The following is a 22,523-nucleotide window of genomic DNA, read 5'->3' on the forward strand; positions in this document are numbered from 1 at the left end:
CGCGCCCGCGGGGCCGGGGGGGGCGGGGGCGGGGGCCCCGGTGCCCTGCCCGGATGGGGGGGGGGAGCCCGGGGGGGGGGCCCCCCCGGGGCGGGGGGGGGGGGGGGGCGGCCTGATAGACTCGCCGCACCTCCGGATTATCCATGTCCGTGCCTCGTAACGCTCCCCCCCAAAAATCCGGCTCTGCTTCCGCCCGCCCGCGCTGGCGCACCTGGCTGTGGCGCGCGGCGCTGCTGGCGCTCGGCCTGGCGCTGGGCATCGGCGTGCCCACCTTCTACGTGCTCGACAAGCAGGTGCGCGCCGAATTCGAGGCCCTGGTCTGGCAGGTGCCCACGCGCGTCTACGCCCGCCCGCTGGCGCTGGCGCCGGGTGCGCGGCTCGACGCCGACACGCTGCTGCTCGAACTCGACGCCGCGGGCTACCGCGCCGACGGCGGCGACCTGCCGGGCACCTGGTCGCGCGACGGCAACCGCTTCCACATCGGCACCCGCGCCTACACCGACCTCGACGGCCCGGTGCCGGCGATGCGCCTCGAAGTGCAGCTGGCGGGCGGCAAGGTCGCCCGCGTCGCCGACCGCCGCAGCGGCAAGGCGCTCGACGCGGCCCGCGTCGACCCCGCGCGCATCGCCACGCTCTACGGCGACGTGAGCGAGGAGCGCCGCCTGGTCCAGCTCAAGGAAGTGCCCTCGCTGCTGGTCACCGGCCTGCAGGCGGTGGAAGACCGCAACTTCAAGCACCACCACGGCATCGACCCCTGGGGCATGCTGCGCGCGGCCTGGGTGAACGCCCGCGAGGGCGAGCTCGAGCAGGGCGCCAGCACGCTCACCCAGCAGCTGGTGCGCAACCTGTTCCTGACCCGCGAGAAGCGCTGGAGCCGCAAGTTCAAGGAAATCGCCTACTCGCTGATCATCGAGGCGCGCTACGACAAGCAGCGCATCCTCGAGGCCTACTTCAACGAGGTCTACCTGGGCCAGCAGGGCAACCAGTCCATCCACGGCATCGCGGCCGCCTCGGAATTCTGGTTCGGGCGTGATCTTTCCACCCTGCGCGCGCAGGACATGGCCCTGCTGGTGGGCATGATCCAGGGCCCTTCGGTGTACGACCCGCGCCGCCACCCCGAAGCGGCGAAACAGCGCCGCGACCTGGTGCTGGCGGTGTGGCGCGACACCGGCCTGCTCACCGCCGAGGAAGCGAAGCGCGCCATGGCCGCCGGCCTCGGCGTCAGCCGGCGCCCGGGCGTGGCCAGCAACCGCAACCCGGCCTTCATGGACCTGGTGCGCCGCCAGCTGGCGCGCGACTACCCCGCCGACGCGCTGCGCGGCGCCGGCCTGAGCGTGCTCACCACGCTCTCGCCCTCGGCCCAGCTGCTGTCCGAGCGCGGCGTCGCCGCCACGCTCGACAAGGTGCAGCGCAAGGACGGCCCGCCGCTGCAGGCGGGCGTGGTGGTCACCGACACCCACGACGGCGAAGTGCTGGCCATGGTGGGCAACCGCGACCCCGACCAGCCCGGCTTCAACCGCGCGCTCGAGGCGCAGCGCCCGGTGGGTTCGCTGCTCAAGCCCATGGTGTACCTGCTGGCGCTGGCGCAGCCCGACACCTGGTCGCTGGCCACGCCGGTGGACGACGCGCCGGTGGACCTGGTGCTGCCCAACGGCAAGCGCTGGAACCCCGACAATTCCGACGGACGCAGCCACGGCCGCGTCAGCCTGGCCGACGCGCTGGCCTTCTCCTACAACCAGGCCACGGTGCGCGTGGGCATGGCGGTGGGGCCCGACCGCCTGGCCGAGCTGCTGAAGGTGCTGGCGGGCCTGCGCGCCCAGCCGAACCCCTCGCTCATCCTGGGCTCGGTCGACCTCAGCCCGTTCGCGATGGCGCAGGTCTACCAGTTCCTCGCCTCGGGCGGGCAGATCCAGCCGCTGCGCGCCGTGCGCGGCGTGATCGACCCCAAGGGCAAGGCGATCAACCGCTACGACTTCAGCCCCGCGCCGGCGCAGGAGGGCGACGCCATCGCCGCGCGCCTGGTCACGCTGGCGCTGCAGGACACGGTGCAGCGTGGCACCGCGAGCCAGCTGCTGCGCGACGGCCTGGGCCACCTGCGCCCGGCCGGCAAGACCGGCACCAGCAACGACAGCCGCGACAGCTGGTTCGCCGGCTACACCGGCGACCACCTGGCCGTGGTGTGGGTGGGCAACGACCGCAACGAACCCACCGGCCTGTACGGCTCCACGGGCGCCATGCGCGTGTGGTCGTCGCTGTTCGCCAAGCTGCCCAGCGCGCCGCTCGACGTGGGCATGCAGGGCCTGGAGTGGGGCTGGGTGGACGCCAGCGAATACGCCACCACCGAAGAAGACTGCGAGGGCGCGCGCCGCTACGCCTTCGTCGCCGGCTACCTTCCGCCCGAACACCTCAGCTGCCAGCGCCGCAGCTGGCTCGACTGGTTCCGCTTCGGCGGCGACGAGCGTGGCCGCGAACGGCGCGATGACGAAGAAACAAGGATCGATTGACGTGAACACCCGCACCCTCGCCGCCGCCGCCCTCGCGCTGCTGCTCTCCGCCTGCTCCACCAGCGCACCGGCGCCGCAGGCGCGCGCCGCCGTGAAGAAGGTGGACCCCGCCGCCGTGGTGGCCGACGTGCGCGCCAACGGCGAACATGGCCACGAGCTCGAAGTGCAGCCGCTGCGCGACCCGCAGGTGGAAGACCTGCGCATCCAGGCGCAGTCGCTGGAAGCCGCGGGCAAGCTCAAGCCCGCCGGCGCCGCGCTCGACCAGGCGCTGGCCATCACCCCCGAAGATCCCGACCTGCTGCAGTGGAAGGCCGAGCTGGCCCTGCTGCGCCGCGCCTGGCAGGAAGCCGAGACGCTGGCCAACCAGTCCTTCGAGCGCGGCCCGAAGCTGGGCGGCCTGTGCCGCCGCAACTGGGCCACGATTGCCCACGCCCGCGAACACCGCGGCGCCAGCGAGGCCGCCGAGGTCGCGCGCCGGCAGGTGTCCTCCTGCACGGTGGCGCCGCCGGTCCGCATGTAAGTGGGCGACCTCGCGCAGCGCACGCTCGCCGCGCTGGCCGACGACGGCCCGCTGGCGAACGAACTCGAAGGCTACTCGCCGCGCCCCGCCCAGCAGCAGCTGGCGCGCGCGGTGGCGGACGCCATGGACGAGCGCGCCACCCTCATCGCCGAAGCCGGCACCGGCACCGGCAAGACCTACGCCTACCTCGTGCCGGCGCTGCTCTCGGGGCAGCGCGTCATCATTTCCACCGGCACCCGCGCCCTGCAGGACCAGCTCTACCACCGCGACCTGCCGCGCGTGCGCCAGGCCCTGGGCGCGGGCGTGAAGACGGCCCTGCTCAAGGGCCGCGCCAACTACCTGTGCCTGTACCGGCTCGAACAGGCCAAGGGCGAGAAATTCCAGTCGCGCGAAGTGGTGGCGCAGTTCCAGCGCGTGGTGGCCTGGGCCGGCCGCACCATGCGCGGCGACCTGGCCGAGCTGGCCGACATCGCCGAGGATTCGCCGCTCTGGCCGCAGGTCACTTCCACCGCCGACAACTGCCTGGGCGGCGAGTGCCCGTTCTGGACCGAATGTTTCGTGGCCAAGGCGCGCCAGCAGGCGCAGGCCGCCGACGTGGTGGTGGTGAACCACCACCTGCTGCTGGCCGACCTGGCGATCAAGCAGGAAGGCTTCGGCGAAATCCTGCCCGGCGCCGCGGCCTTCGTGCTCGACGAGGCGCACCAGCTGCCGGAACTCGCCGCGCAGTTCTTCGGCGAAGGCCTGGGTGCGCGCCAGCTGCTCGACCTGGCGCGCGATTCGCTGGCCGAATGCAAGAACGTCACCGCCTCGCTGGCCACCGTGATGGGCCCGGCGCGCGGCCTCGAACAGGCCATGCGCGATTTGCGCCTGGCCATGGACAAGCTGCCCCAGCGCGGCCCACAGGCGCGTCTGCTCGCGCACCCCGGTGTGCCGGAAGCGCTCGACCAGCTGGCGCACGCGCTGTCGGAACTGCTGCGCGTGCTCGGCCCGCTGTCCGACGCTTCGCCCGGCTTCGCCGCCTGCGGCGACCGCGCCGCCGAACTCGTCCGCCGTCTCGCCGCCTGGCGCGAAGCCCCGGAGGGGAAAGAAAGGGGGTCAGGTTCACTTTCCCCCGACGATTTTCCGCCTGCCGAAGCGCCTTCGCCGGAAAGTGAACCTGACCCCCTTTCTTTGCCCGCTGGCGACACGATGGCGGTGCGCTGGTACGAACTCACGCAGCGCGGCTTCACCTTGCAGCGCACGCCGCTGGACGTGTCCGGCCCGCTGCGCCGCTACCGCGAGCAGAGCCGCGCCGCCTGGATCTTCACCTCGGCGACGATGGCCGTGGACGGCAACTTCCGCCACATCGGCCGGCGCCTCGGCCTGTGGGAACCGCGCGAGCTGCTGCAGCCCAGCCCCTTCGACTGGCCCTCGCAGGCGCTGTGCTACCTGCCGCGCGCCATGCCCGAGCCCAACAGCCGCGACTACGTGCTGGCCGTCATCGACGCCGTGTGGCCGGTGCTGGAAGCCTCGAAGGGCCGCGCCTTCCTGCTGTTCACCTCGCACCGCGCGCTGCGCGAGGCCGCCGAGGAACTGCGCGAAGGCCCCTGGCCGCTGTACGTGCAGGGCACCGCGCCGCGCAACACGCTGCTCGAACAGTTCCGCGCCAGCGGCAACGGCGTGCTGCTCGGCGCCGCCAGCTTCTGGGAAGGCGTGGACGTGGCCGGCGAGGCGCTGAGCGTGGTCTGCATCGACCGCCTGCCGTTCGCCGCGCCCGACGACCCGGTGCTCGAGGCCCGCCTGGAAGCGGTGCGCCGCCGTGGCGGCAACCCCTTCCGCGACGAACAGCTGCCGCAGGCCGTGATCGCGCTCAAGCAGGGCGTCGGCCGCCTGATCCGCAGCGACGCCGACCGCGGCGTGCTGGTGCTGTGCGACCCGCGCCTGCTCGGCAAGCCCTACGGCCGCCTGTTCCTCGACAGCCTGCCGCCGTTCCCGCGCACCCGCCAGGTCGAGGACGTGCAGCGCTTCTTTGCCGCACAATCGCCCGGTGCGGCGCCCGCCGCGAGTGACGAGGACTGGCCGTGAAGCTCCTGGCCATCGAAACCAGCACCGAAGCCTGCTCGGTGGCCGTGTACGTGGACGGCGCCGTGTTCGCGCGCCACGAACTGGCGCCGCGCCGCCACACCCAGCTGGCGCTGCCCTGGGCCGACGAACTGCTGGCCGAGGCCGGCCTGCGCAAGTCGCAGCTCGACGCGATTGCCGTGGGCCGCGGCCCCGGCGCCTTCACCGGCGTGCGCCTGGCCATCGCGCTGGTGCAGGGCCTGGCGCTGGCGCTGGACCGCCCGGTGCTGCCGATTTCCACGCTGGCCGTGCTGGCCATGCAGGGCAAAGGCGAGCGCATCCTCGCGGCCATCGACGCGCGCATGGGCGAGGTTTACCTCGGCGAATTCGTGCGCGATGCCGATGGCCTGGTGACGGCCACGTCCGAAGAATCCATCTGCCCGCCGGCGCAGGCGCCGGTGCCGGTGAACGCAGTCTCCGGCGTCGGCACCGGTTTCGGCGCCGAGCAGGGCGCCCTCGTCGCGCGCCTGGGCGGCACGCTGTCCGGCTTCGACGCTGGCACGCTGCCCCACGCCGCCGACCTGGCCAAGCTCGCGGCCCGCGCCTTCGCCCGCGGCGAAGCGGTGGACGCCGCCCGCATCGAGCCCGCCTACCTGCGCGACAAGGTGGCGCTCACGCTGGCCGAACAGGGCAAGCCGGTGCCGCGCTGAGGCTCAGTCGTCGGTCCGGTCGCCGCGCGTCGTCGGCTGCGAGACCACGAGGAAATGCACGTCCTCGTCGTAGGGATTCATGAACTGGTGCGGCAGTCCGGGTGGCACTTCCAGCCCCTGGCCGGCGGCCAGCGCCACGTCCTTTCCGGCCAGCTCGATGCAGGCCCGCCCCGACAGGATGTAGAAGAACTGCCGCGCCAGCGCGTGCCGGTGCCGACGCTCGCGCCCGCCCGGCGGCACGTGTTCGGCGATGACGGATAGCCCGGCGCGCTGCACCAGGTGCCAGCCGTCGTTGCCGCCGCCCCAGGCGTAGTGCCGCGCGGGGCCGCGCTCCACCGGCGACCAGAGCGCGGCCACGGCGGGCAGCAACTGCTGGCGCGACAGCGGCGCGATGATGCGTTCGCCCGGCGCGGCCGGGTCCACCCAGGCCAGTTCCTCGATCTCGGCGCGGGCCACGGGTTCGCCGTCCACCTCGGCCAGGTAGGCCTCGGCGCGCACGCGGGTGTCGGGCTCGTTCACCGCCACGTCCTCGAATTCACCCAGGCGCAGCGCACCCGGCCGCAGCGCCACGCCCAGCTCCTCGTGCAGTTCGCGCGCCAGCGTCGCCAGCGGCTCCTCGCCCGGCTCGCGCTTGCCGCCGGGCTGGATGAAGGTGGGCGTGCCGCGCTTGCGCACCAGCAGCACGCGGCCGGTTTCGTCGCGGATCACCGCGGCGACGGTGCGGACCACCCGGGCCTCGCTCACGGCGAATCCGCCGCGGCCTGCGTCGCCTCCTGCCGGCCGGCCGCGCAGTCGCGGTAGGCGCCGCGCAGCGAGCCGATGAGCGCGGCGTAGGGCAGGGCGGTCTTCTCCACCACGGCGCCGGCGAACACCACGCCGTGGGCCGGCGAGTGGAAGGCGAAGGTGTTCCAGAAGCCGCTGTGGCCGGTCAGTTTTTCGCCCTCGACCTCCAGTTCGAACAGGCCCGCGCCGTAATCGTTCCAGGCGCCGGCCACGCCGGGCGTGCGCATGGCCTGAAGCGAGGCGGCCTGTTCGAACAGCTCGCCCCGAAGCAGCAGGCGCAGGAAGGCAGCCATGTCGGCCGGCGTGGCCACGATGCCGCCGCCGCCGTAGAGGTCGAAGGACGGATGCCAGCCGCGCGTGTCGCGGCCCTGCCAGTACTGGTGCGCCTGCGGCGCCCGTTCCGGTTCCAGCGTTTCGAACCAGGTATGCGCCAGGCCGTTCGCGTCCCAGGCCTGCAGTTCCCGCAGCGCCGCCGGCAGCGGCTTCCCCGCATGGCGTTCGATGATCGAACCCAGCAGCACGTAGCCGGTGTCGGAGTAATGGAATCCGGCGCCGGGCGGCGACAGCGGCGCGCCTGCGGCCATGGCCAGCTCCAGCTGTTCCGGCACCGTCCATTCGCGCGCGTCGGGGCCGGCCTGGCGCAGCAGGAAATCTTCGCTGACGTGCTCGCGCAGGCCGGCGGTGTGGGTCAGCAGGTGGCGGATGCGGATGGCGCGCGGGTCGTAGCCGCCCTTTTCGAGCGCAGCGACGAAGGCGGCCGGCAGGTGCGCGGCGATGGGGTCGTCCAGCCCCAACTTGCCCTGTTCGGCCAGTCGCAGCACCGCGGCCGCGGTGTAGGTCTTGGTGTTGCTGGCGATGCGGAAGGCGTGGCCGGTCGTCAGCGCTTCGCCAGGTTCGCGGTCGGCCAGGCCGCGCGCGCCCTGCCAGGCTTCGCCGCCCTGCATCGGCAGCACCGCCACGCTCACGCCGAGCGCGTCGTCGAGGCCGAGGTCCATGGCCTCGAAGCGCGACTGCAGGCAGGCCTGCAGCGTCGCCGGTGGGGCGTCGGCGAAGGCCGGCGCGGCGGACAGGGAAAGGGCGAGGACCAGCAGTCGAAGCGCGGGCATGGCAGGGGCCGGAGGAGAGGCTGCCCGGAGCATAGCGGCGTCCCGGGGGCCGGGCACGCGAGCCGACGACACTTGCCCCGGCCGTGGCGGCATGCTTGCCGCGGACCGCTCAGGACAGGCGGTTGAACAGCGTGCCGATGTAGGCCGCGATCGCCACCAGTGCCGCCCAGGCCAACGCCCGCTGCACCCGTGGACCGGGTGTCGCCCAGCCACCCAGCGCCGCCAGCGCCGCCACGGCGTGGAAGGCCAGGTTGGCCGGCACGGGCAGCCGACCGCGCAGCACCAGGTCCTTGGCCAGGCTGGCCGCCACCAGCGCCAGCATCAGGCCGAAGAACCAGCGCCGGTGCGCGGCGAAGTTCGCGCCCAGGTCCAGCCTTGCGCCTGGCGGCGGCAGCACCAGCGCGGACAGCAGGAACAGCAGCGCGGGCTGCAGCAGCACGACCGCGAACTGCAGGAAGGTCCAGCTGGCGATGTCCCGCAGTTCAAACAGGGCCCACCAGGTCTGCACGTGCAGCAGCACCAGCATGGCCGCCCAGGCCAGCGGCGTGTCGTCGAGCCGGAGCAGGTGGCGGTCGCGCAGCACGCCGGCGAAGGACGCCAGCAGCTGGGTGATGCCCAGGCCCAGGATGATCGAGATGAAGACGCCGAGGTATTCGAACGCGGCCATGGCCTCAGCGCAGCAGCACCAGGGTGGCGAGCCCCAGGAAGGCGAAGAAACCCATCACGTCGGTGACGGTGGTGAGCACCACGCCGCCGCCCAGGGCCGGGTCGATGTTCATGCGCCGCAGCAGCAGCGGCACGCCCACGCCGGCCAGCGCGGCCGAGACCAGGTTGATCACCATGGCCGCGGCGATCACGCCGCCCAGGGCGAAGTCGCTGAACCACAGCGCCGACACCAGGCCCACCACGATGGCCCAGGCGATGCCGTTGATCAGGCCCACCAGCACTTCCTTGCTCAGCAGCGCACGCAGGTTGCCCGTGCCCACCTGGCCCAGGGCCATGCCGCGCACCATCAGCGTGAGCGTCTGGGTGCCGGCCACGCCGCCCATGCTGGCCACGATGGGCATCAGCACCGCCAGCGCCACCAGCTGCTCGAGCGTGTCGGCGAAACGCCCGATCACCCACGAGGCCAGGAAGGCCGTGGCCAGGTTGATGCCCAGCCAGATCGCGCGGCGGCGCGCGGCGCGCGGCACCGGGCTGAACAGGTCCTCGTCCTCGTCCAGGCCGGCGGCGCTCAGCGCCTGGTGCGCGGCGTGGTCGCGGATGATGTCCACGACGTCGTCGATGGTGATGCGGCCGAGCAGGATGTTGTTCGCGTCCACCACCGGCGCCGAGATCCAGTCGTGGTCGGAGAACTGGCTGGCCACCTCGTGCGCGGGCGTGTCCACCGGGATGGCCGGCTGTTCGTCGTCGAAGAGTTCGTTGATGGGCGTGCTGGCGTCGTGCGTGAGCAGCGCGGCGATGGCCACGCGGCCCAGGTACTGGTGCCGGCGGCTGACCACGAACAGGTGGTCGGTGTGTTCCGGGATCTCGCCGCGCAGGCGCAGGTAGCGCAGCACCACGTCCACGGTGACGTCGGTGCGCACCGTGATCACGTCCGGGTTCATCAGGCGGCCGGCGCTGTCCTCGGGGTAGGAAAGCACCTGCTCCAGGCGCTCCCGGTTCTCCCGGTCCATGGACTTGAGCACTTCGTCGATGACCTGGTCGGGCAGGTCGCCGGCCAGTTCGGCGAGGTCGTCGATGTCGAGGTCCTCGACCGCGGCGACGATCTCGTCGGTGTCCATCTCGGCCAGCAGGCTTTCGCGCACGTCGTCGCCGACGTGCACCAGCACCTCGCCGTCGTCCTCCGGGTCCACCAGGCCCCACACGATCTCGCGCTTGCCGGCGGGCAGGGACTCGAGCAGGTTGCCGATCTCGGCCGGCGACAGCGAGTTCACCAGGCGCCGCACCGGGCCCAGGCGGCCGGTGTCGAGCGCGTCCGACAGCAGCCGCAGCTGCCGAGCGGTCTTGTCGTGGCGGACGGCTTCGGCCATCAGGCGGCTCCCGGGAAGGCGCCGGTATTATGCGGGGCCGGCGGTTCCCCGCCTACCCGTGGTTTCAGCAGCGCTCGAGCCAGCGCTCGATGGCGGCGCGGTCGTGGCAGCGCAGCAGGGTGCCGGAGCGCCGGCGCAGGCTGCCGAGGTCGGCCTCGCGGATGGCCTTGCGCACTTCCAGCAGGGTGGACGGGTGCAGGCTGAAGTCGCGCAGGCCCAGGGCCAGCAGCAGCGGCACGTTCGCCGCCTCGCCGGCCATTTCGCCGCAGACCGCCACCGGGATGCCGTTGCGGCGGCCGAAGGCGAACACCTCGGCCAGCAGCCGCAGCACCGCCGGGTGCCGCGGCGTGTACAGCTCGGCCAGGGACTCGTGGTTGCGGTCGGTGGCCAGCAGGTACTGCACCAGGTCGTTGGTGCCCACCGAGACGAAATCCACCAGGTCGACGATGTCGCCCAGGCCCAGGGCCGCGGCCGGCACTTCGATCATGGCGCCCAGCTCGGCCAGCGGCCCGACCTGCCGGCCCTCGTCCGCCAGCTGCGCCCGCGCCTCGTCCAGCAGCGCGCACACCTGCTGCATTTCGCCGCGGCCGCTGACCATCGGCACCAGGATGCGCACCGGGCCGTAGGCGCTGGCGCGCAGGATGGCGCGCAGCTGGGTGAGGAACAGCGCCGGGTGCGCCAGCGACAACCGCACGCCGCGCAGGCCCAGGGCCGGGTTGGGTTCGCTGCGCAGGGCCAGGCCGGTGTGGTCGGCCTTGTCGGCGCCCAGGTCGAGGGTGCGGATGGTGGCCACGCGCCCGGCCATGCCCAGCACCAGGTCGCGGTAGGCCAGGAACTGCTCTTCCTCGGTGGGCAGCTCGCGCCGCTGCAGGAACAGGAACTCGGTGCGGTACAGGCCCACGCCGTCGGCGCCCTGGGCGTGCGCCTCGGCGACGTCCTCGCGTGATTCGGCGTTGGCGTACAGGCGGATGTCGACGCCGTCGCGGGTGCGCGTGGGCTGGCGCCGCAGCCGCGCCAGCTGGGCGCGCTCGCGGCCGATCTGGGCGTGGCGGGCGTGGTAGCGGGCCAGGTCGTCGGCGTTGGGTTCGAGCACCACTTCGCCGCTGCTGGCGTCCACCATCATGGCGTCGCCGTCGTTGGCGTGGGCCAGCAGGTCGCCCACGTTCACCAGCAGCGGCAGGTGCAGGCTGCGGGCCAGGATGGCGCTGTGCGACAGCGGGCTGCCGGTGGCGGTGACCACGGCCACCGCGCCGCGGGCCTGCCATTCGGCCAGCTCCGAGGGCGCCACCGAATCGCAGACCAGGATCTCGCCCGACAGGCCGCCGCCGTTGCCGCTCTCGCGGCGGTGCAGGGCGGCGTGCACGCGGCCGATGACGTGGTCGAGGTCTTCGCGGCGGCTGCGGAAGTAGTCGTCGTCCATGCCCTCGAAGACGGCGGCGAGGCGGTCGCGCTGCAGCTTGAGGGCGTAGTCGGCGCCGTAGCGGCCGGTGCGCACCAGGTCGTCGAGGCCCTGCAGCAGCTCGGGGTCGTCGAGGATCATGGCGTGCAGGTCGATGAACTCGCCGACCTCCTGCGCCAGCGCGCCGTGCAGGCGCTCGCGCAGGCCGCGCAGCTCGGCGCGGGCGACGTCGAGCGCGGCGTGCAGGCGCGCCAGTTCGCCGGCGACTTCGCCGGCTTCAATGCGGGTTTCCTTGACGACCAGGGCCTGGGGCTGGCAGACGCGGGCGCGCCCGAGCGCGATGCCGCGCGAAGCGCCCACGCCGCGCAGCGCGCGCCGCATCAGCCGTCCTCGTCGAAGCCGCGCTCGAACAGCGCGGCGGCGGCGGCCAGGGCCTCGGCTTCGTCGGCGCCGTCGGCGCGCATGACCAGGGTGGCGCCTGGCGCGGCGGCCAGCAGCAGCACGCCCATGATGGACTTGGCGTTCACTTCGCGGCCGCGGCCGAGCAGGGTGACCTGGGACTGGAAGCCGGACAGCAGCTGGACGAGTTTCGCCGCGGCGCGCGCGTGCAGGCCGAGTTTGTTGCTGACCTGCAGTTCGCGCTCAAGCATCGTCCACCACCACTCCATTGCGGGCGCCGGCGGCGGCCGTGCGCGCGAGTTCATCGAGGCCAAGCTCGGGGTAGTTCTGCACGCGCAGCAGCATGGGCAGCGACAGGCCACTGACGCGGCGCGCGGGCGTGCCCAGGTGCACGAGCTTCTCGGCCAGCCGGGCGGGGCTGGCGCCGTACAGGTCGCTCAGCACGAGCACGCCGTCGCCGGCGTCGACCTTGCGCAGCGCGGCGCTGGCGGCGGGCAGCAGGTTCTCCGGGGTGTCGTCGAACGGCACCTCGAAGGCTTCGGTCGCCAGTGCCAGCGAACCGAGCAGCCGTCGGACCGTGCCAAGCACGGCCGGGCCGACCCCGGGATGACTGATCAGGAGGATGCCTACGGACATGCCAAAACATTAGCAGAACCGGGGCATCGCGCGTGATTGTCCTTCGCTTTCCCCGCCATGCAAGCGCTCCGGACGGCCTTTGAATGTGCGGTTCATGGCAATTTTTCCGGTGGCCGGAAAAGTGTCCTGCAGGGCGAAAATTTGGCGTTTCGGGGAGCGACGTAGCTTTCCACAATGAGCAAGGAGTTCGCTGGTGAGTATTTTCCGCGGGATACGGTCATCCCTTGGCGCGCTGCTGGTGCTGGCCTCGTGTCAGGCCCTGGCGCAGCCCTATGCCTACGTGCCAAATTACGGCGGCACGGACGTGAGCGTCGTCGACGGCGCCACCCACACCGTCGTAGCCACCGTCGAGGTGGGCGTCAATCCGCTGGGCGTCGCCCCGACGCCGGACGGCCGCCTGGTGTTCATCACCAATTCCAACGACCGCAGCGTGTCGGTGATCGACACGGGCACGGCGGTCGTGGTCGAGACCCTCAGCTTCGGAGTGGATCCCCAGGGCGTGGTGGTCAGCCCCGACAGCAGCCGCGCCTACATCACCCTCGAGAACGGCGAGCTCATGGTCGTGGACACGACGACCCTGTCAGTGGAGGACTCGGCGGTGGTCGGCAGCAGCCTCTACCAGCCGGCCATTTCCCCGGATGGCTCCACGCTGTTCATCTCGTCCTACTATCAGGACAGCGTCTTCGTCGTCGACGCCAGCTCACTCACGGTGTTGGCGACCCTGGCCGGCATCAACGACCCGCGCATGGTGCTCGTCTCCAATGACGGCGCCTGGGTCTATGTCGCCTCCGACTTTGCCGGTGTGGTGGTCATCGATGCGGCCAGCCACACGGTCTCCCGTACGATCTCCGGCATCGGCCAGATCGTCGGCCTGGCCCTGTCCGGGGATGGTTCGCGCCTGTACGCAACGGACTTCGTGGGCCAGCGCCTGCAGGTGATCGACGCGGCGGCCGGCACGGTGGAGACCAGCGTCGCCATCGGCGGCCAGCCCTGGGGCGTGGACATCACCCCCGACGGCAGCGAGCTGTTCGTGGCGAACCGCAACACCAACGCGATCGACGTCATAAGCACCGCCAGCAACAGCGTCACCACCAGCACGCCCGTGGGAACCCTTCCGCTGGCCATGGGTCGGATGTTCGTGGCCGTTGGGCCGGCCGCGCCCGGCGTCGTGATCGGTTCGGGTGCGCCGAAGTCGTATGCCGAGGAGATCGCCGCGTCCCCGGCCGCGCCGGTGGCCCTGGTCAACGGCGGCGCGCTGAACCTGAGTGCGAACCTCGGCTACAGCTTCTCGGTTGGCGAGGTTCGCTATGCGCGCTTCGAATGCGATGGCGGCCTGCGCTTCGGCGCCGATGCCACGGCCAGCTACGTCGGCGCTGGTGACGCGGGCCTGGGTTCCATCAACGGCCTGGGCGGAAATGCGATCTACTTCTCGGTCACCGCGAACGACAACGCCGTCGTCGCCGCCGACCGCTTGGTTATCGACGGCGGCCGCAGCATCACCTCGACCAACGACGTTACCTGCACCTACAGCCTGTATGACTTCCCGTCGCAGGCCCAGGCCGGCGGCGCCGCCGGCCGTGTCGCCACCGTTTCCGGCCCCTACCTGTCCTTCGTGCCCAGCTATCTCCTGCGCGTGCGCCAGCGGGGCCGGCTGGTGGCCGACGTCGAGTCGGCGGATCCGTCCTACAGCGAGTTCGTGTCGGCGGCCCCGACCCACGACGTGCAGCTCGGCAGCCTCGGCATCCTTGACTACGGGACGGTCGCGGAACTCACCGGAGAACCCCAGCCGATGGCCCCTTCGGGCCTTCCGACGACGCTCTCCGACCTGATGCATGCCGACACGGCGCTGGTATTCGCCGGCGACTTCTCGGCGGCCGACGACGTGTACCTCAGCGGCACCCCGGACTGCTGGGACCGCACCCTCGCCGCAGACGACCTCTCTGCCCTCGAGGCGGTGTTCACCCTCGGCGACCGGTCCGTCGACTACCACACTCTGTGCTTCGTGACCGGCGGCGTCGCCATTCCGGTGAGCGAGTACACCGTGGCCCTGGACGCCGTGTCGGCTGACCCGGCCCTGTGGAACGTCACCGGCCGCGGTCCGCTGGACCTGGGCGTGATCACCCGTAACGGCACCGAGCTGCAGGCGCCGCTGGCGCAGGTGCCGGGCAACTACCTGAGCCGCATGGTGCTGACCAACACCGGTTCGCAGGATCGTCCGTACGAGATCGCGGTGCTGGGCGAAACCGGCAATGTCATCTCCACCGCCAACCTCACCGGCACCGTGCCGGCGGGCGGCACCCAGGTGGTCGACCTGACGACCGTGCTGACCGGCTTCACCGCCGCGCCGCGCGCCACGCTCAACGTGACCATCGCCGGCCCGAACGGCCAGATCCAGGGCCTGTACCAGATCGTGAACCCGGATTCGGGCACGATCAGCAACCACGTGATGGTGCGGCCGGAAGTGGGCGAGGAAGAGGAAGAGCCGCTGCCGGACGATGTCTGAGCCAATGGCGAACGCCAAGAGGGCCCGCATCCGCGGGCCCTCTTTCTTTCGGGCTTATTCCAGCTCGCGGTGGAACGTCAGCACGCCCTCGCGGCCCAGGCCGCGGCAGTGGGCGGCGAGGCGTTCGGCCAGGTAGACCGAGCGGTGGCGGCCGCCCGTGCAGCCGAAGGCGATGGTGAGGTAGCTGCGGGTTTCCGCTTCGAAGCGCGGCACCCAGGCGTCGAGGAAGGTTTGCACCTGGGCCACGAAGTCCTGCACCACCGGGTCCTGGTCGAGGTGCTCGCGCACGGCCGCATCGCGGCCCGAGAGCGGGCGCAGGCGCGCGTCCCAGTGCGGGTTGGGCAGGGCGCGGGCGTCGAACACGAAATCGGCGTCGGCCGGCAGGCCGCGCTTGTAGGCGAAGGATTCGAACAGCAGCGACATGCCACGGGTGGTGCCGGCACCCACCGCCGTCGTCACCTGCCGGCGCATCTGGTGCACGTTCATTTCCGAGGTGTCCATCACCAGGTCGGCGATGGCCTGCAGCGGCCGCAGGCGCAGGCGCTCGAGCTCGATCGCGTCGGCCAGCGCCAGGCCGCCGTGGCTCAGCGGGTGCTTGCGGCGGGTGTCGGAATAGCGCTTGAGCAGCACCTCGTCGCGGGTGTCGAAGAACACCAGCTTGTAGTCGAAGCCCAGCGAACCCACCGCCGACAGCCATTCCGGGATGCGCGCCAGGTCGGAGGCGTTGCGCACGTCGATGCCCACCGCCATGCGCGCCATGTTGCGGCCGTCGCCGGCCACCGACTTCACGAATTCGGGCAGCAGCTCCACCGGCAGGTTGTCGGTGCAGTAGACGTCGAGGTCCTCGAGCGTCTTGAGCGCCACCGACTTGCCGGAGCCGGAGAGGCCCGTGACGACGATGAGCAGCGGGCGGACGGGTTCGCTCACGGCGTTTCCCCCTGTTGCAGGAAGGCGGTATGCCGGGCCAGGAAGGCCGCGGCCGGGTCCATGCCCTTGCTGCGCAGCAGGTGCAGGCGCACCGCGGCCTCGGTGAGCACGGCCAGGTTGCGGCCCGCCGCCACCGGCAGTTGCACCACCGGCACGTCCAGGTCGAGCACCTTGCGGCTGCCCGATTCGCCTGTGATGCGCGCCATGGCTTCGTTGGAAAGCTCGTGCGCGCGCTCGAGGTGCACGATGAGCCGAAGGTACTTGTTCCGCTTCACGGCGGTGTCGCCGAACATCTCGCGGATGTTGAGTACGCCCAGGCCGCGCACTTCCAGCAGGTCCTGCAGCAGTTCGGGGCAGGTGCCGTCGAGCACGTCGGGCGCGATCTGGGTGAATTCGGGCGCGTCGTCGGCCACCAGGCGGTGGCCGCGGCTGATGAGCTCCAGCGCCAGTTCGCTCTTGCCGGCGCCGGAATCACCCGTCACCAGCACGCCGATCGAATAGATCTCCATGAACACGCCGTGCAGCGTCACCCGCGGCGCCAGCGCGCGCGCCAGGTGGTACTGCAGCAGGTTCAGCAGTTCGTAGCCGCGGCGGGGCGACACCCACAGCGGCGTGTCCGATTCCTCCACCGCGTCGCGCAGGTCGGCCGGGCAGGACTGGCCCTGGGTGATCACCATCGCCAGCGGGCGCGACTGCATGATCTTCTGCAGCACTTCCCAGCGCGTGCGCGCGTCCAGGCCGTCGAGCCAGGCCAGCTCGGCCGAACCGACGATCTGCACCTTGTTCGGGTGGATGACGTTGAGGTAGCCGGCCAGCGAAGGCCGGCGGGAAAGGTGCTCGCCGCGCTCGATCACCCGCTCGCCGCCGCGCTGGCCGGCGACCCAGCGCAGGTCGAGGCGTTCGCCCAGCTCCGAGAAGAGTTCGCGGGCGCGCAGGCGGTCGGCCATGGGCTCAGCCGCCGTCCGCGTGCGCGGCCTGCCAGTCGGACAGCAGCGCGTAGAGCGCGGCCGAATCCCTGGCGGTGCGCAGCTGGTCGCGGAAGGCTTGTTCGCCGAACATTTCCGCCAGCTGCGAGAGCAGCATCAGGTGCTGCGAAGCAAAGTGCTCGGGCACGACCAGCGCGAACACCAGGTCCACCGGCTGGCCGTCGGGGGCGCCGAAATCGACCGGTTCGCCCAGCCGCAGGAAGGCGCCCACCGCGGTGGACACCTTGCTGCTGCGGCCGTGCGGGATGGCCACGCCGTGCCCGAGGCCCGTGCTGCCGAGCCGTTCCCGGCCAACCAGGGCATCGAACACGGCGCGCTCGACCTCCGGGCTGTCACCCAGCAGCTTCGCCACCTGCTCGAGCAGGCGCTTCTTGCCGGTGACGGGGCCCAGGGCCTTCACGCGCCCCGGGCTCAGCAGGTCGAGCAGGTGCATGGCTCAGCCGAAGCTGTCCGAGCGCGCGGCCGACTCGCCGCGGTGGTGGTCGGTCATCTTTTCCTTCTGCTTGATCAGCAGGCGGTCGAGCTTGTCGGCCAGCAGGTCGATGGCGGCGTACATGTCCGGGGCCACGGCGTCGGCGTGCAGGGTCTTGCCGGGAGTGCCGATGGTGGCTTCGGCGCGCTGCTCGAGCTTGTCCACGGTGAGCAGGACGCGGGCCTCGGCGTGGTGGTCGTAATGGCGGGTGACGCGCGCGAACTTGTCGTTCACGTAGTCACGGAGGGCCTGGGTGACTTCGATCTGGTGGCCGTTGATGTCGATCCGCATGGTTACGATCCTCCTTCGTTGGGTGCAGCTAAAGGTAATCACGCCGGATGCTAAACCGGCGTGACCAGCGTCAAGTTTGGGAGAGGATGTTCGCTTGGCTGCGCTGGCGGGCGTCTGCCATGGTGTCGGGCCTCAGGCCAGCCGTTGCCGCTCGTTGGAAGCGGGGATGTTCATTGCTTCCCGGTATTTTGCCACGGTCCGGCGCGCCACGGGGATGCCTTCGCCCTTCAGGGTTTCGGCCAGGCGCTGGTCGGACAGCGGGTTGCGCGGGTTCTCGGCCTCGATGAGCTTGCGCAGCATGGCCTGGATGGCGGTGGCCGAGGCGGCGCCGCCGTGTTCGGTGGCGATGCCCGAACTGAAGAAGTGCTTGAACTCGAAAGTGCCGCGCGGGGTGCGCAGGTACTTGCGGGTGGTGGCGCGGGAAATGGTGGACTCGTGCAGGCCCAGTTCCTCGGCCACCTCGCGCAGGGTGAGCGGGCGCATGGCCTCGTGGCCGTGGTCGAGGAAGGCGCTCTGCTGGCGCACGATGGCCCGGGCCACGCGTACCAGGGTGTCGGCGCGGGTCTCGAGGCTCTTGATCAGCCAGCGGGCCTCCTGCAGCTGGCCGCGCAGGTAGCTGTCGTCCTCGCGGCTGGCCTTGCCGATCAGGCGCTCGTAGTGGCGGTTGATGGCCAGGCGCGGCTGGCTGCCGGGCGCCAGGCTGACCTTCCAGACGCCGCCGTGGCGGTAGGCGATGGCGTCGGGGGCGATGTATTCGGCCTCGCCGCCGCCGACCTGCGCGCCGGGCTTGGGGTCGAGGGTGCGCAGCAGGGCCACGGCCTGGTCCATGGCCGACGCCGGGCAGCCCAGCTGGCTGGCCAGGCGGGCGGCGCCCTGGCGCGCGAGGGCGTCCAGGTGGTCCCTGGCCAGGCGCCGGGCCAGGTCCAGGCCCGGGGTGTCGGGGCTGAGCAGGCTCAGTTGCACCCGCAGGCACTCCGACAGGCAGCGGGCGCCGGCGCCGACCGGGTCGAAATGCTGGATGATGTGGAGAACGGTCTCGATTTCCGCCTCATCGGCGGTTATCTCCGGCAAAAGCGCGGCCTGGATGTCGGCCAGCGGGCCTTCCAGGTAGCCATCGTCGTTGATCGCCTCGATCAGGGCCTGGCCGATGGCGAGGTCGCGCGGGCCCAGGTGGCTGAGCTGCAGCTGCCAGAGCAGGTGGGCGTGCAGGTCCACCGGGGCGGCGGCGGTGAGTTCCTCGGGTTCGTCGTCGCCGCCCCGGCGGTCGCCGGCGCTGGCTTCGTACCACTCGATGCTTTCGCCGGGGTCGAATTCGCTGCTGTCCGGGCTGTCGCCGGCCTCTTCGCCGGACGGGGCGTCGGCGGCCTTGTCGCCGGCGGGGGCGTCGCCGAAGCCCGCCTCGGGCTCGTCCTCGCGCTCGAGCAGGGGGTTCGATTCCAGGGCCTGGTTGAGCTCGGTCTCCAGTTCCACGGCCGACAGCTGCAGCAGCCGGATCGCCTGGCGCAGCTGGGGCGTCAGGGAGAGCTGCTGGCCTAGGCGGGTCTGGAGGGTCGGCTTCATGGCGCTCCGCGGGGGCGGCGGCGCCGGCGCTACAGGCGGAAGGATTCGCCCAGGTAGACGCGACGCACGTCGGGGTTGGCCAGCACCGCCTCGGGCGTGCCCTGGGCAAGTACCGTGCCAGCGTTGAGGATATACGCGTGGTCGCAGATACCCAAGGTCTCGCGCACGTTGTGGTCGGTGATGAGCACGCCGATGCCGCGGGCCTTGAGGTGGCGGACGATCTTCTGGATTTCGCCCACGGAAATGGGGTCGACGCCGGCGAAGGGTTCGTCGAGCAGCATGAAGCGCGGCTTGGCGGCCAGGGCGCGGGCGATTTCGACGCGGCGGCGCTCGCCGCCCGAGAGGCTGGCGCCGGCCTGGTCGGCCACGTGGCCCACCTGCAGTTCTTCCATCAGGGCCGAGAGCTCGTCGGCGCGGCCGGCGGCGTCGAGGTCGTCGCGCAGCTCCAGCACCGCCTCGATGTTCTCGGACACCGTGAGCTTGCGGAACACCGAGGCTTCCTGCGGCAGGTAGCCCACGCCGCGGCGGGCGCGCTCGTGCATGGGCAGGGCGGTGATGTCCTGGCCGTCGAGCAGGATGCGGCCGTGGTCGGCTCCCACCAGGCCCACGATCATGTAGAAGCAGGTGGTCTTGCCGGCGCCGTTCGGGCCCAGCAGGCCCACCACCTCGCCGGGGCGCACTTCCATGCCGAAGTCGCGCACGACCTGGCGCGACCGGTAGCTCTTGGCCAGGCCCGACGCGCTGAGCATCAGTTCGACGCTGCGGTCTTGGGCAGGATGCGCATGTTCACGCGCTGGCCGTCGCCGCCGCCGTTGAGCCGGCCGGTGCCGATGTCGTAGCGCACGGTTTCGCCGCTGAGGGTGCCGCGCGGCTGGCGCACTTCCACCGCGCCGGTGAGCAGCATGATGTCTTCGCTGAGCGTGTAGGTGACCTGGCGGGCCTGGGCTTCCATGGCCTCGCCGGCGTCGGACACCTGCTTCAGGCGCGCCGGCGCGCCGGTGAGCACGATGCGCTGGATGTCACCCGCCACGCGGTGCACTTCGGCGCGGTCGGCGTACACCTCGAGCGTGCCCTGGCGGATGCTGACGTTGCCCTGCAGCACCGACATGCCGTTGTCTTCCATCACCGCGTCGGTGTTGTCGGCGCTGATGTCCATGGGCTGCTGGCGGTCGCTGGACTTGGCCAGCGCCGGCGTGGCCGCGACCAGCGCGGCGAGGAGGAGCAGGTTAACGGCGGGGTGCATAGCGTCCTTTGACGTCGTTCAGCAGCTGGAAGCGCTTGGCCTGCATGTCCACGGCCAGGCCGGTCCCGGCGAGTATAGAGTCGCCATGGGTGACGGTCACCCGGCCGCCGGATTCGGCGGTCTGGGCGTCGGGGAAGACGAACAGGCGGTCGGTGGCGAACACGGTGCGGTCGCCGGTTTCGCCCGGCGGGCCGACCATTTCCACCCGCGCCAGCAGGCGCACCTCGTCGGCCTTGGCGCTGACCCAGGCGCTGTCCGAGCGCGCGTTCCAGCGGCCGCCGCCCCTGGCGGGGAAGGAAAAGCGCGGCTGGTCGAGCGTGAGGGTCTTGCCCTGCGGGTCGCGCTCGAGCTCGGGGCCGACCACGGTGAAGGCTTCCTGGCCGGCCTCGTTGAGCGTGATCAGCTCGTAGTCGCGCAGCACGTAGTCGGAGCGCTGCGGCGGCTCGGGCGGCGGCACCTGGCGCTGGCGCCACTGCCACACCGCGTAGCTGCCGAGCACGAAGGCCAGCACCAGCAGCAGCGGGTTGAGGACGCGGCGGTTCATGCCGCGCCGAAGCGCTCGAGCACGGCGGCGCGCAGGCCGCGGGCCTCCAGGATCAGGTCGCAGAGTTCGCGCGCGGCGCCGTGGCCGCCATTGGCGCGGGCACGCCAGTGCACGCGCTCGGCCACCCAGGGGTGGGCGTTGGCGGGCGCGGCCGACAGGCCGGCCAGCAGCAGCGCGGGGAGGTCGGGTAGGTCGTCGCCCATGTGCGCGGTTTCGCTGGCGGAAAGGCCCAGGCTGGCGCAGAGCATGCGCAGGGTGGCGGCCTTGTCCTTCACGCCGGTGTGCACGTGGCTCAGGCCCAGGTCGCGGGCGCGCGACTGCACGGCGGCGCTGCGGCGCGCGGTGATCAGGGCCACGGCGATGCCGTTGTCTTCCAGCAGGCGCAGGCCCTGGCCGTCGAGCACGTGGAAGGCCTTGGACTCGCGGCCCTCGGCGTCGTAGAACAGGCGGCCGTCGGTGAGCGTGCCGTCCACGTCGAAGCAGGCGAGGCGGACGCGCGCGGCGCGTTCGAGCAGGTCGGGGGTGGGCTGGGTCATGGCGTGATCACACCACCCGGGCGCGCAACAAGTCATGAATGTTCAGCGCGCCGACCACGCGGTTGGCGGCGTCCACCACCACCAGCGCGTTGACCTTGTGCGCCTCCATCAGGTGCGCGGCTTCCACCGCCAGCGCGTCGGCGCCGATGGTCTTGGGGCTCCGGCCCATCAGCTGCGACACCGGGGTGGCCTTGAGGTCGGTGTCCTCGTCGTCCAGGCAGCGGCGCAGGTCGCCGTCGGTGAACACGCCCTGCAGCACGCCGGCGGCGTCCACCACGGCGGTCATGCCCAGGCGCTTGCGGGTCATTTCCAGCAGCGCGGCCGAGGCGCTGGCCTCCACCGGCACCCGCGGGATGTCGTCGCCGGCGTGCATGATGTCGCGGATGCGCAGCAGCAGGCGGCGGCCGAGCGCACCGGCCGGGTGCGAACGGGCGAAGTCCTCGGCGGTGAAGCCGCGGGCCTCGAGCAGGGCCACGGCCAGGGCGTCGCCCAGGGCCAGCGCGGCGGTGGTGCTGGAGGTGGGCGCCAGGCCCAGCGGGCAGGCCTCGGCCGGCACGCTGGCGTCCAGGTGCACGTGGGCCAGGCGGGCCAGGCTGGAGCCCGGGCGGCCGGTCATGGCGATCATCACGTTGCCCTGGCGCTTGAGCGAGGGAATGATCGAGAGGATCTCGTCGCTTTCGCCGGAGTTCGACAGCGCCAGCACCACGTCGGCGTCGGTCACCATGCCCAGGTCGCCGTGGCTGGCCTCGCCCGGGTGCATGAAGAAGGCCGGCGTGCCGGTGGAGGCGAGGGTGGCGGCGATCTTGGTGGCGATGTGGCCCGACTTGCCCATGCCCGTGCACACCACCCGGCCGCGGCAGGCCAGGATGTGCCGGCAGGCGGCCGCGAAGTCGGCGCCCAGGCTGCCCTTGAGCGCCTCGAGCGCCTGCGCCTCGATGTCGATGACGGCGCGGCCGCTGGCGATCAGCGCCTCGTCCGGGACTGCCAGGGCGGAATTCGGGGCATTCATGCGGGGGGCTTAGGGAGTATGATGCGGGGCCGTATTGTAAGGCCTGCGCGGCCACCCCGCGCCCCGCCCGCCATGACCCCCGAAACCATCCAGAACCTCATCGAGGCCGGCCTGCCCGGCGCCCAGGTCCGCGTCCAGGGCGACGACGGCGTGCATTTCGAGGCCACCGTGGTCAGCGAAGCCTTCCGGGGCAAGCTGCCGCTGGCCCGCCACCGCATGGTCTACGCCACCCTGGGCGAGCTGATGGGCGGCGCGATCCACGCGCTGGCCCTGCGCACGCTGACCCCCGAAGAAGCCAACAAGGCCGCCCAGGCCTGAGACC

General features: G+C 71.8%; 23 protein-coding genes and 1 pseudogene. 6 read left to right on the forward strand and 18 right to left on the reverse strand.

Translation table 11 applies throughout. From position 1 onward, the window contains the following. Window positions 1–149 precede the first annotated feature (149 nt). From mrcB to tsaB, 4 genes are read left to right on the forward strand one after another with little or no spacing between them, the layout of a single operon-like run. Window positions 150–2,504 carry a penicillin-binding protein 1B gene (gene mrcB / locus ACE3Q2_RS08160; RefSeq protein WP_374473713.1) on the forward strand — a complete coding sequence of 785 codons (2,355 nt, stop codon included), beginning with the start codon at window positions 150–152 and terminating at the stop codon, window positions 2,502–2,504. A gap of 1 nt (window position 2,505) precedes the next feature. Beyond that, window positions 2,506–3,024, forward strand: coding sequence for a hypothetical protein (locus ACE3Q2_RS08165; protein WP_374473675.1), 519 nt, complete (start codon window positions 2,506–2,508; stop codon window positions 3,022–3,024). Next, window positions 3,025–5,088 carry an ATP-dependent DNA helicase gene (locus ACE3Q2_RS08170; protein WP_374473676.1) on the forward strand — a complete coding sequence of 688 codons (2,064 nt, stop codon included), beginning with the start codon at window positions 3,025–3,027 and terminating at the stop codon, window positions 5,086–5,088. After that, window positions 5,085–5,774, forward strand: a complete 690-nt coding sequence (gene tsaB, locus ACE3Q2_RS08175) for a tRNA (adenosine(37)-N6)-threonylcarbamoyltransferase complex dimerization subunit type 1 TsaB (protein WP_374473677.1) — start codon at window positions 5,085–5,087, stop codon at window positions 5,772–5,774. Before ACE3Q2_RS08170 ends, tsaB begins: the two co-directional genes overlap by 4 nt. Window positions 5,775–5,777: 3 nt before the next feature. On the opposite strand, the gene ACE3Q2_RS08180 is transcribed toward tsaB, so the two are convergent. The 8 genes and pseudogenes from ACE3Q2_RS08180 to ACE3Q2_RS08215 form a co-directional block, all read right to left on the reverse strand. Then, complete coding sequence (locus ACE3Q2_RS08180; RefSeq protein WP_374473714.1) at window positions 5,778–6,131, reverse strand: cupin domain-containing protein; 354 nt, start codon at window positions 6,129–6,131, stop codon at window positions 5,778–5,780. After that, window positions 6,126–6,518: pseudogene (locus ACE3Q2_RS08185) on the reverse strand (NUDIX domain-containing protein); the annotation flags it as partial. The pseudogene ACE3Q2_RS08185 and the gene ACE3Q2_RS08180, both read right to left, overlap by 6 nt. Continuing rightward, window positions 6,515–7,663 (reverse strand): serine hydrolase domain-containing protein, encoded by a 1,149-nt coding sequence (locus ACE3Q2_RS08190; protein WP_374473678.1) that lies wholly within the window; start codon window positions 7,661–7,663, stop codon window positions 6,515–6,517. The pseudogene ACE3Q2_RS08185 and the gene ACE3Q2_RS08190, both read right to left, overlap by 4 nt. Window positions 7,664–7,772: 109 nt before the next feature. Next, window positions 7,773–8,330, reverse strand: coding sequence for a hypothetical protein (locus tag ACE3Q2_RS08195; protein ID WP_374473679.1), 558 nt, complete (start codon window positions 8,328–8,330; stop codon window positions 7,773–7,775). A gap of 4 nt (window positions 8,331–8,334) precedes the next feature. Next, entirely contained in the window at window positions 8,335–9,696 is a 1,362-nt protein-coding gene (gene mgtE, locus ACE3Q2_RS08200) for a magnesium transporter (protein WP_374473680.1), read from the reverse strand. A 64-nt stretch (window positions 9,697–9,760) separates the two neighbouring features. After that, window positions 9,761–11,476: a phosphoenolpyruvate--protein phosphotransferase gene (gene ptsP / locus ACE3Q2_RS08205; RefSeq protein ID WP_374473681.1), complete on the reverse strand. Its 1,716-nt coding sequence runs from the start codon at window positions 11,474–11,476 to the stop codon at window positions 9,761–9,763. Next, window positions 11,476–11,745: an HPr family phosphocarrier protein gene (locus ACE3Q2_RS08210; protein WP_374473682.1), complete on the reverse strand. Its 270-nt coding sequence runs from the start codon at window positions 11,743–11,745 to the stop codon at window positions 11,476–11,478. The genes ptsP and ACE3Q2_RS08210 overlap by 1 nt, the downstream gene beginning before the upstream one ends. Beyond that, complete coding sequence (locus ACE3Q2_RS08215; protein WP_374473683.1) at window positions 11,738–12,130, reverse strand: PTS sugar transporter subunit IIA; 393 nt, start codon at window positions 12,128–12,130, stop codon at window positions 11,738–11,740. The genes ACE3Q2_RS08210 and ACE3Q2_RS08215 overlap by 8 nt, the downstream gene beginning before the upstream one ends. Window positions 12,131–12,323: 193 nt before the next feature. Between ACE3Q2_RS08215 and ACE3Q2_RS08220 the strand changes: the two genes are divergently transcribed. Continuing rightward, window positions 12,324–14,633, forward strand: a complete 2,310-nt coding sequence (locus tag ACE3Q2_RS08220; protein WP_374473684.1) for a hypothetical protein — start codon at window positions 12,324–12,326, stop codon at window positions 14,631–14,633. A gap of 54 nt (window positions 14,634–14,687) precedes the next feature. Here the strand turns inward: ACE3Q2_RS08220 and rapZ are convergent, their stop codons facing one another. The 10 genes from rapZ to ACE3Q2_RS08270 all read right to left on the reverse strand — a co-directional run bounded on the left by rapZ (window position 14,688) and on the right by ACE3Q2_RS08270 (window position 22,201). Further along, entirely contained in the window at window positions 14,688–15,533 is an 846-nt protein-coding gene (gene rapZ / locus ACE3Q2_RS08225) for an RNase adapter RapZ (RefSeq protein ID WP_374473715.1), read from the reverse strand. Between the two features lie 23 nt (window positions 15,534–15,556). Further along, a complete protein-coding gene (gene hprK / locus ACE3Q2_RS08230; RefSeq protein WP_374473685.1) occupies window positions 15,557–16,507 on the reverse strand; it encodes an HPr(Ser) kinase/phosphatase in 951 nt (316 codons plus the stop codon). Between the two features lie 4 nt (window positions 16,508–16,511). After that, entirely contained in the window at window positions 16,512–16,979 is a 468-nt protein-coding gene (locus ACE3Q2_RS08235) for a PTS sugar transporter subunit IIA (protein ID WP_374473686.1), read from the reverse strand. Between the two features lie 3 nt (window positions 16,980–16,982). Further along, complete coding sequence (gene hpf, locus ACE3Q2_RS08240) at window positions 16,983–17,309, reverse strand: ribosome hibernation-promoting factor, HPF/YfiA family (protein WP_374473687.1); 327 nt, start codon at window positions 17,307–17,309, stop codon at window positions 16,983–16,985. A 132-nt stretch (window positions 17,310–17,441) separates the two neighbouring features. Further along, window positions 17,442–18,869: an RNA polymerase factor sigma-54 gene (locus ACE3Q2_RS08245; RefSeq protein WP_374473688.1), complete on the reverse strand. Its 1,428-nt coding sequence runs from the start codon at window positions 18,867–18,869 to the stop codon at window positions 17,442–17,444. Window positions 18,870–18,898: 29 nt separating this feature from the next. Next, window positions 18,899–19,618 (reverse strand): LPS export ABC transporter ATP-binding protein, encoded by a 720-nt coding sequence (gene lptB, locus ACE3Q2_RS08250; protein ID WP_374473689.1) that lies wholly within the window; start codon window positions 19,616–19,618, stop codon window positions 18,899–18,901. Beyond that, complete coding sequence (lptA, locus tag ACE3Q2_RS08255) at window positions 19,618–20,112, reverse strand: lipopolysaccharide transport periplasmic protein LptA (protein ID WP_374473690.1); 495 nt, start codon at window positions 20,110–20,112, stop codon at window positions 19,618–19,620. Before lptA ends, lptB begins: the two co-directional genes overlap by 1 nt. Then, window positions 20,096–20,656 (reverse strand): LPS export ABC transporter periplasmic protein LptC, encoded by a 561-nt coding sequence (gene lptC, locus ACE3Q2_RS08260; RefSeq protein WP_374473691.1) that lies wholly within the window; start codon window positions 20,654–20,656, stop codon window positions 20,096–20,098. Before lptC ends, lptA begins: the two co-directional genes overlap by 17 nt. Beyond that, entirely contained in the window at window positions 20,653–21,192 is a 540-nt protein-coding gene (locus tag ACE3Q2_RS08265) for a KdsC family phosphatase (protein ID WP_374473692.1), read from the reverse strand. The genes lptC and ACE3Q2_RS08265 overlap by 4 nt, the downstream gene beginning before the upstream one ends. Window positions 21,193–21,199: 7 nt before the next feature. Continuing rightward, window positions 21,200–22,201 (reverse strand): KpsF/GutQ family sugar-phosphate isomerase, encoded by a 1,002-nt coding sequence (locus ACE3Q2_RS08270; protein WP_374473693.1) that lies wholly within the window; start codon window positions 22,199–22,201, stop codon window positions 21,200–21,202. A gap of 72 nt (window positions 22,202–22,273) precedes the next feature. Here ACE3Q2_RS08270 and ACE3Q2_RS08275 point away from each other — a divergent pair, with 72 nt between their 5' ends. After that, entirely contained in the window at window positions 22,274–22,519 is a 246-nt protein-coding gene (locus ACE3Q2_RS08275; protein ID WP_043803547.1) for a BolA family protein, read from the forward strand. The last annotated feature ends 4 nt before the right edge of the window (window positions 22,520–22,523 follow it).

It is taken from the genome of Arenimonas sp. (assembly GCF_041913985.1).
GTDB lineage: Bacteria > Pseudomonadota > Gammaproteobacteria > Xanthomonadales > Xanthomonadaceae > Arenimonas.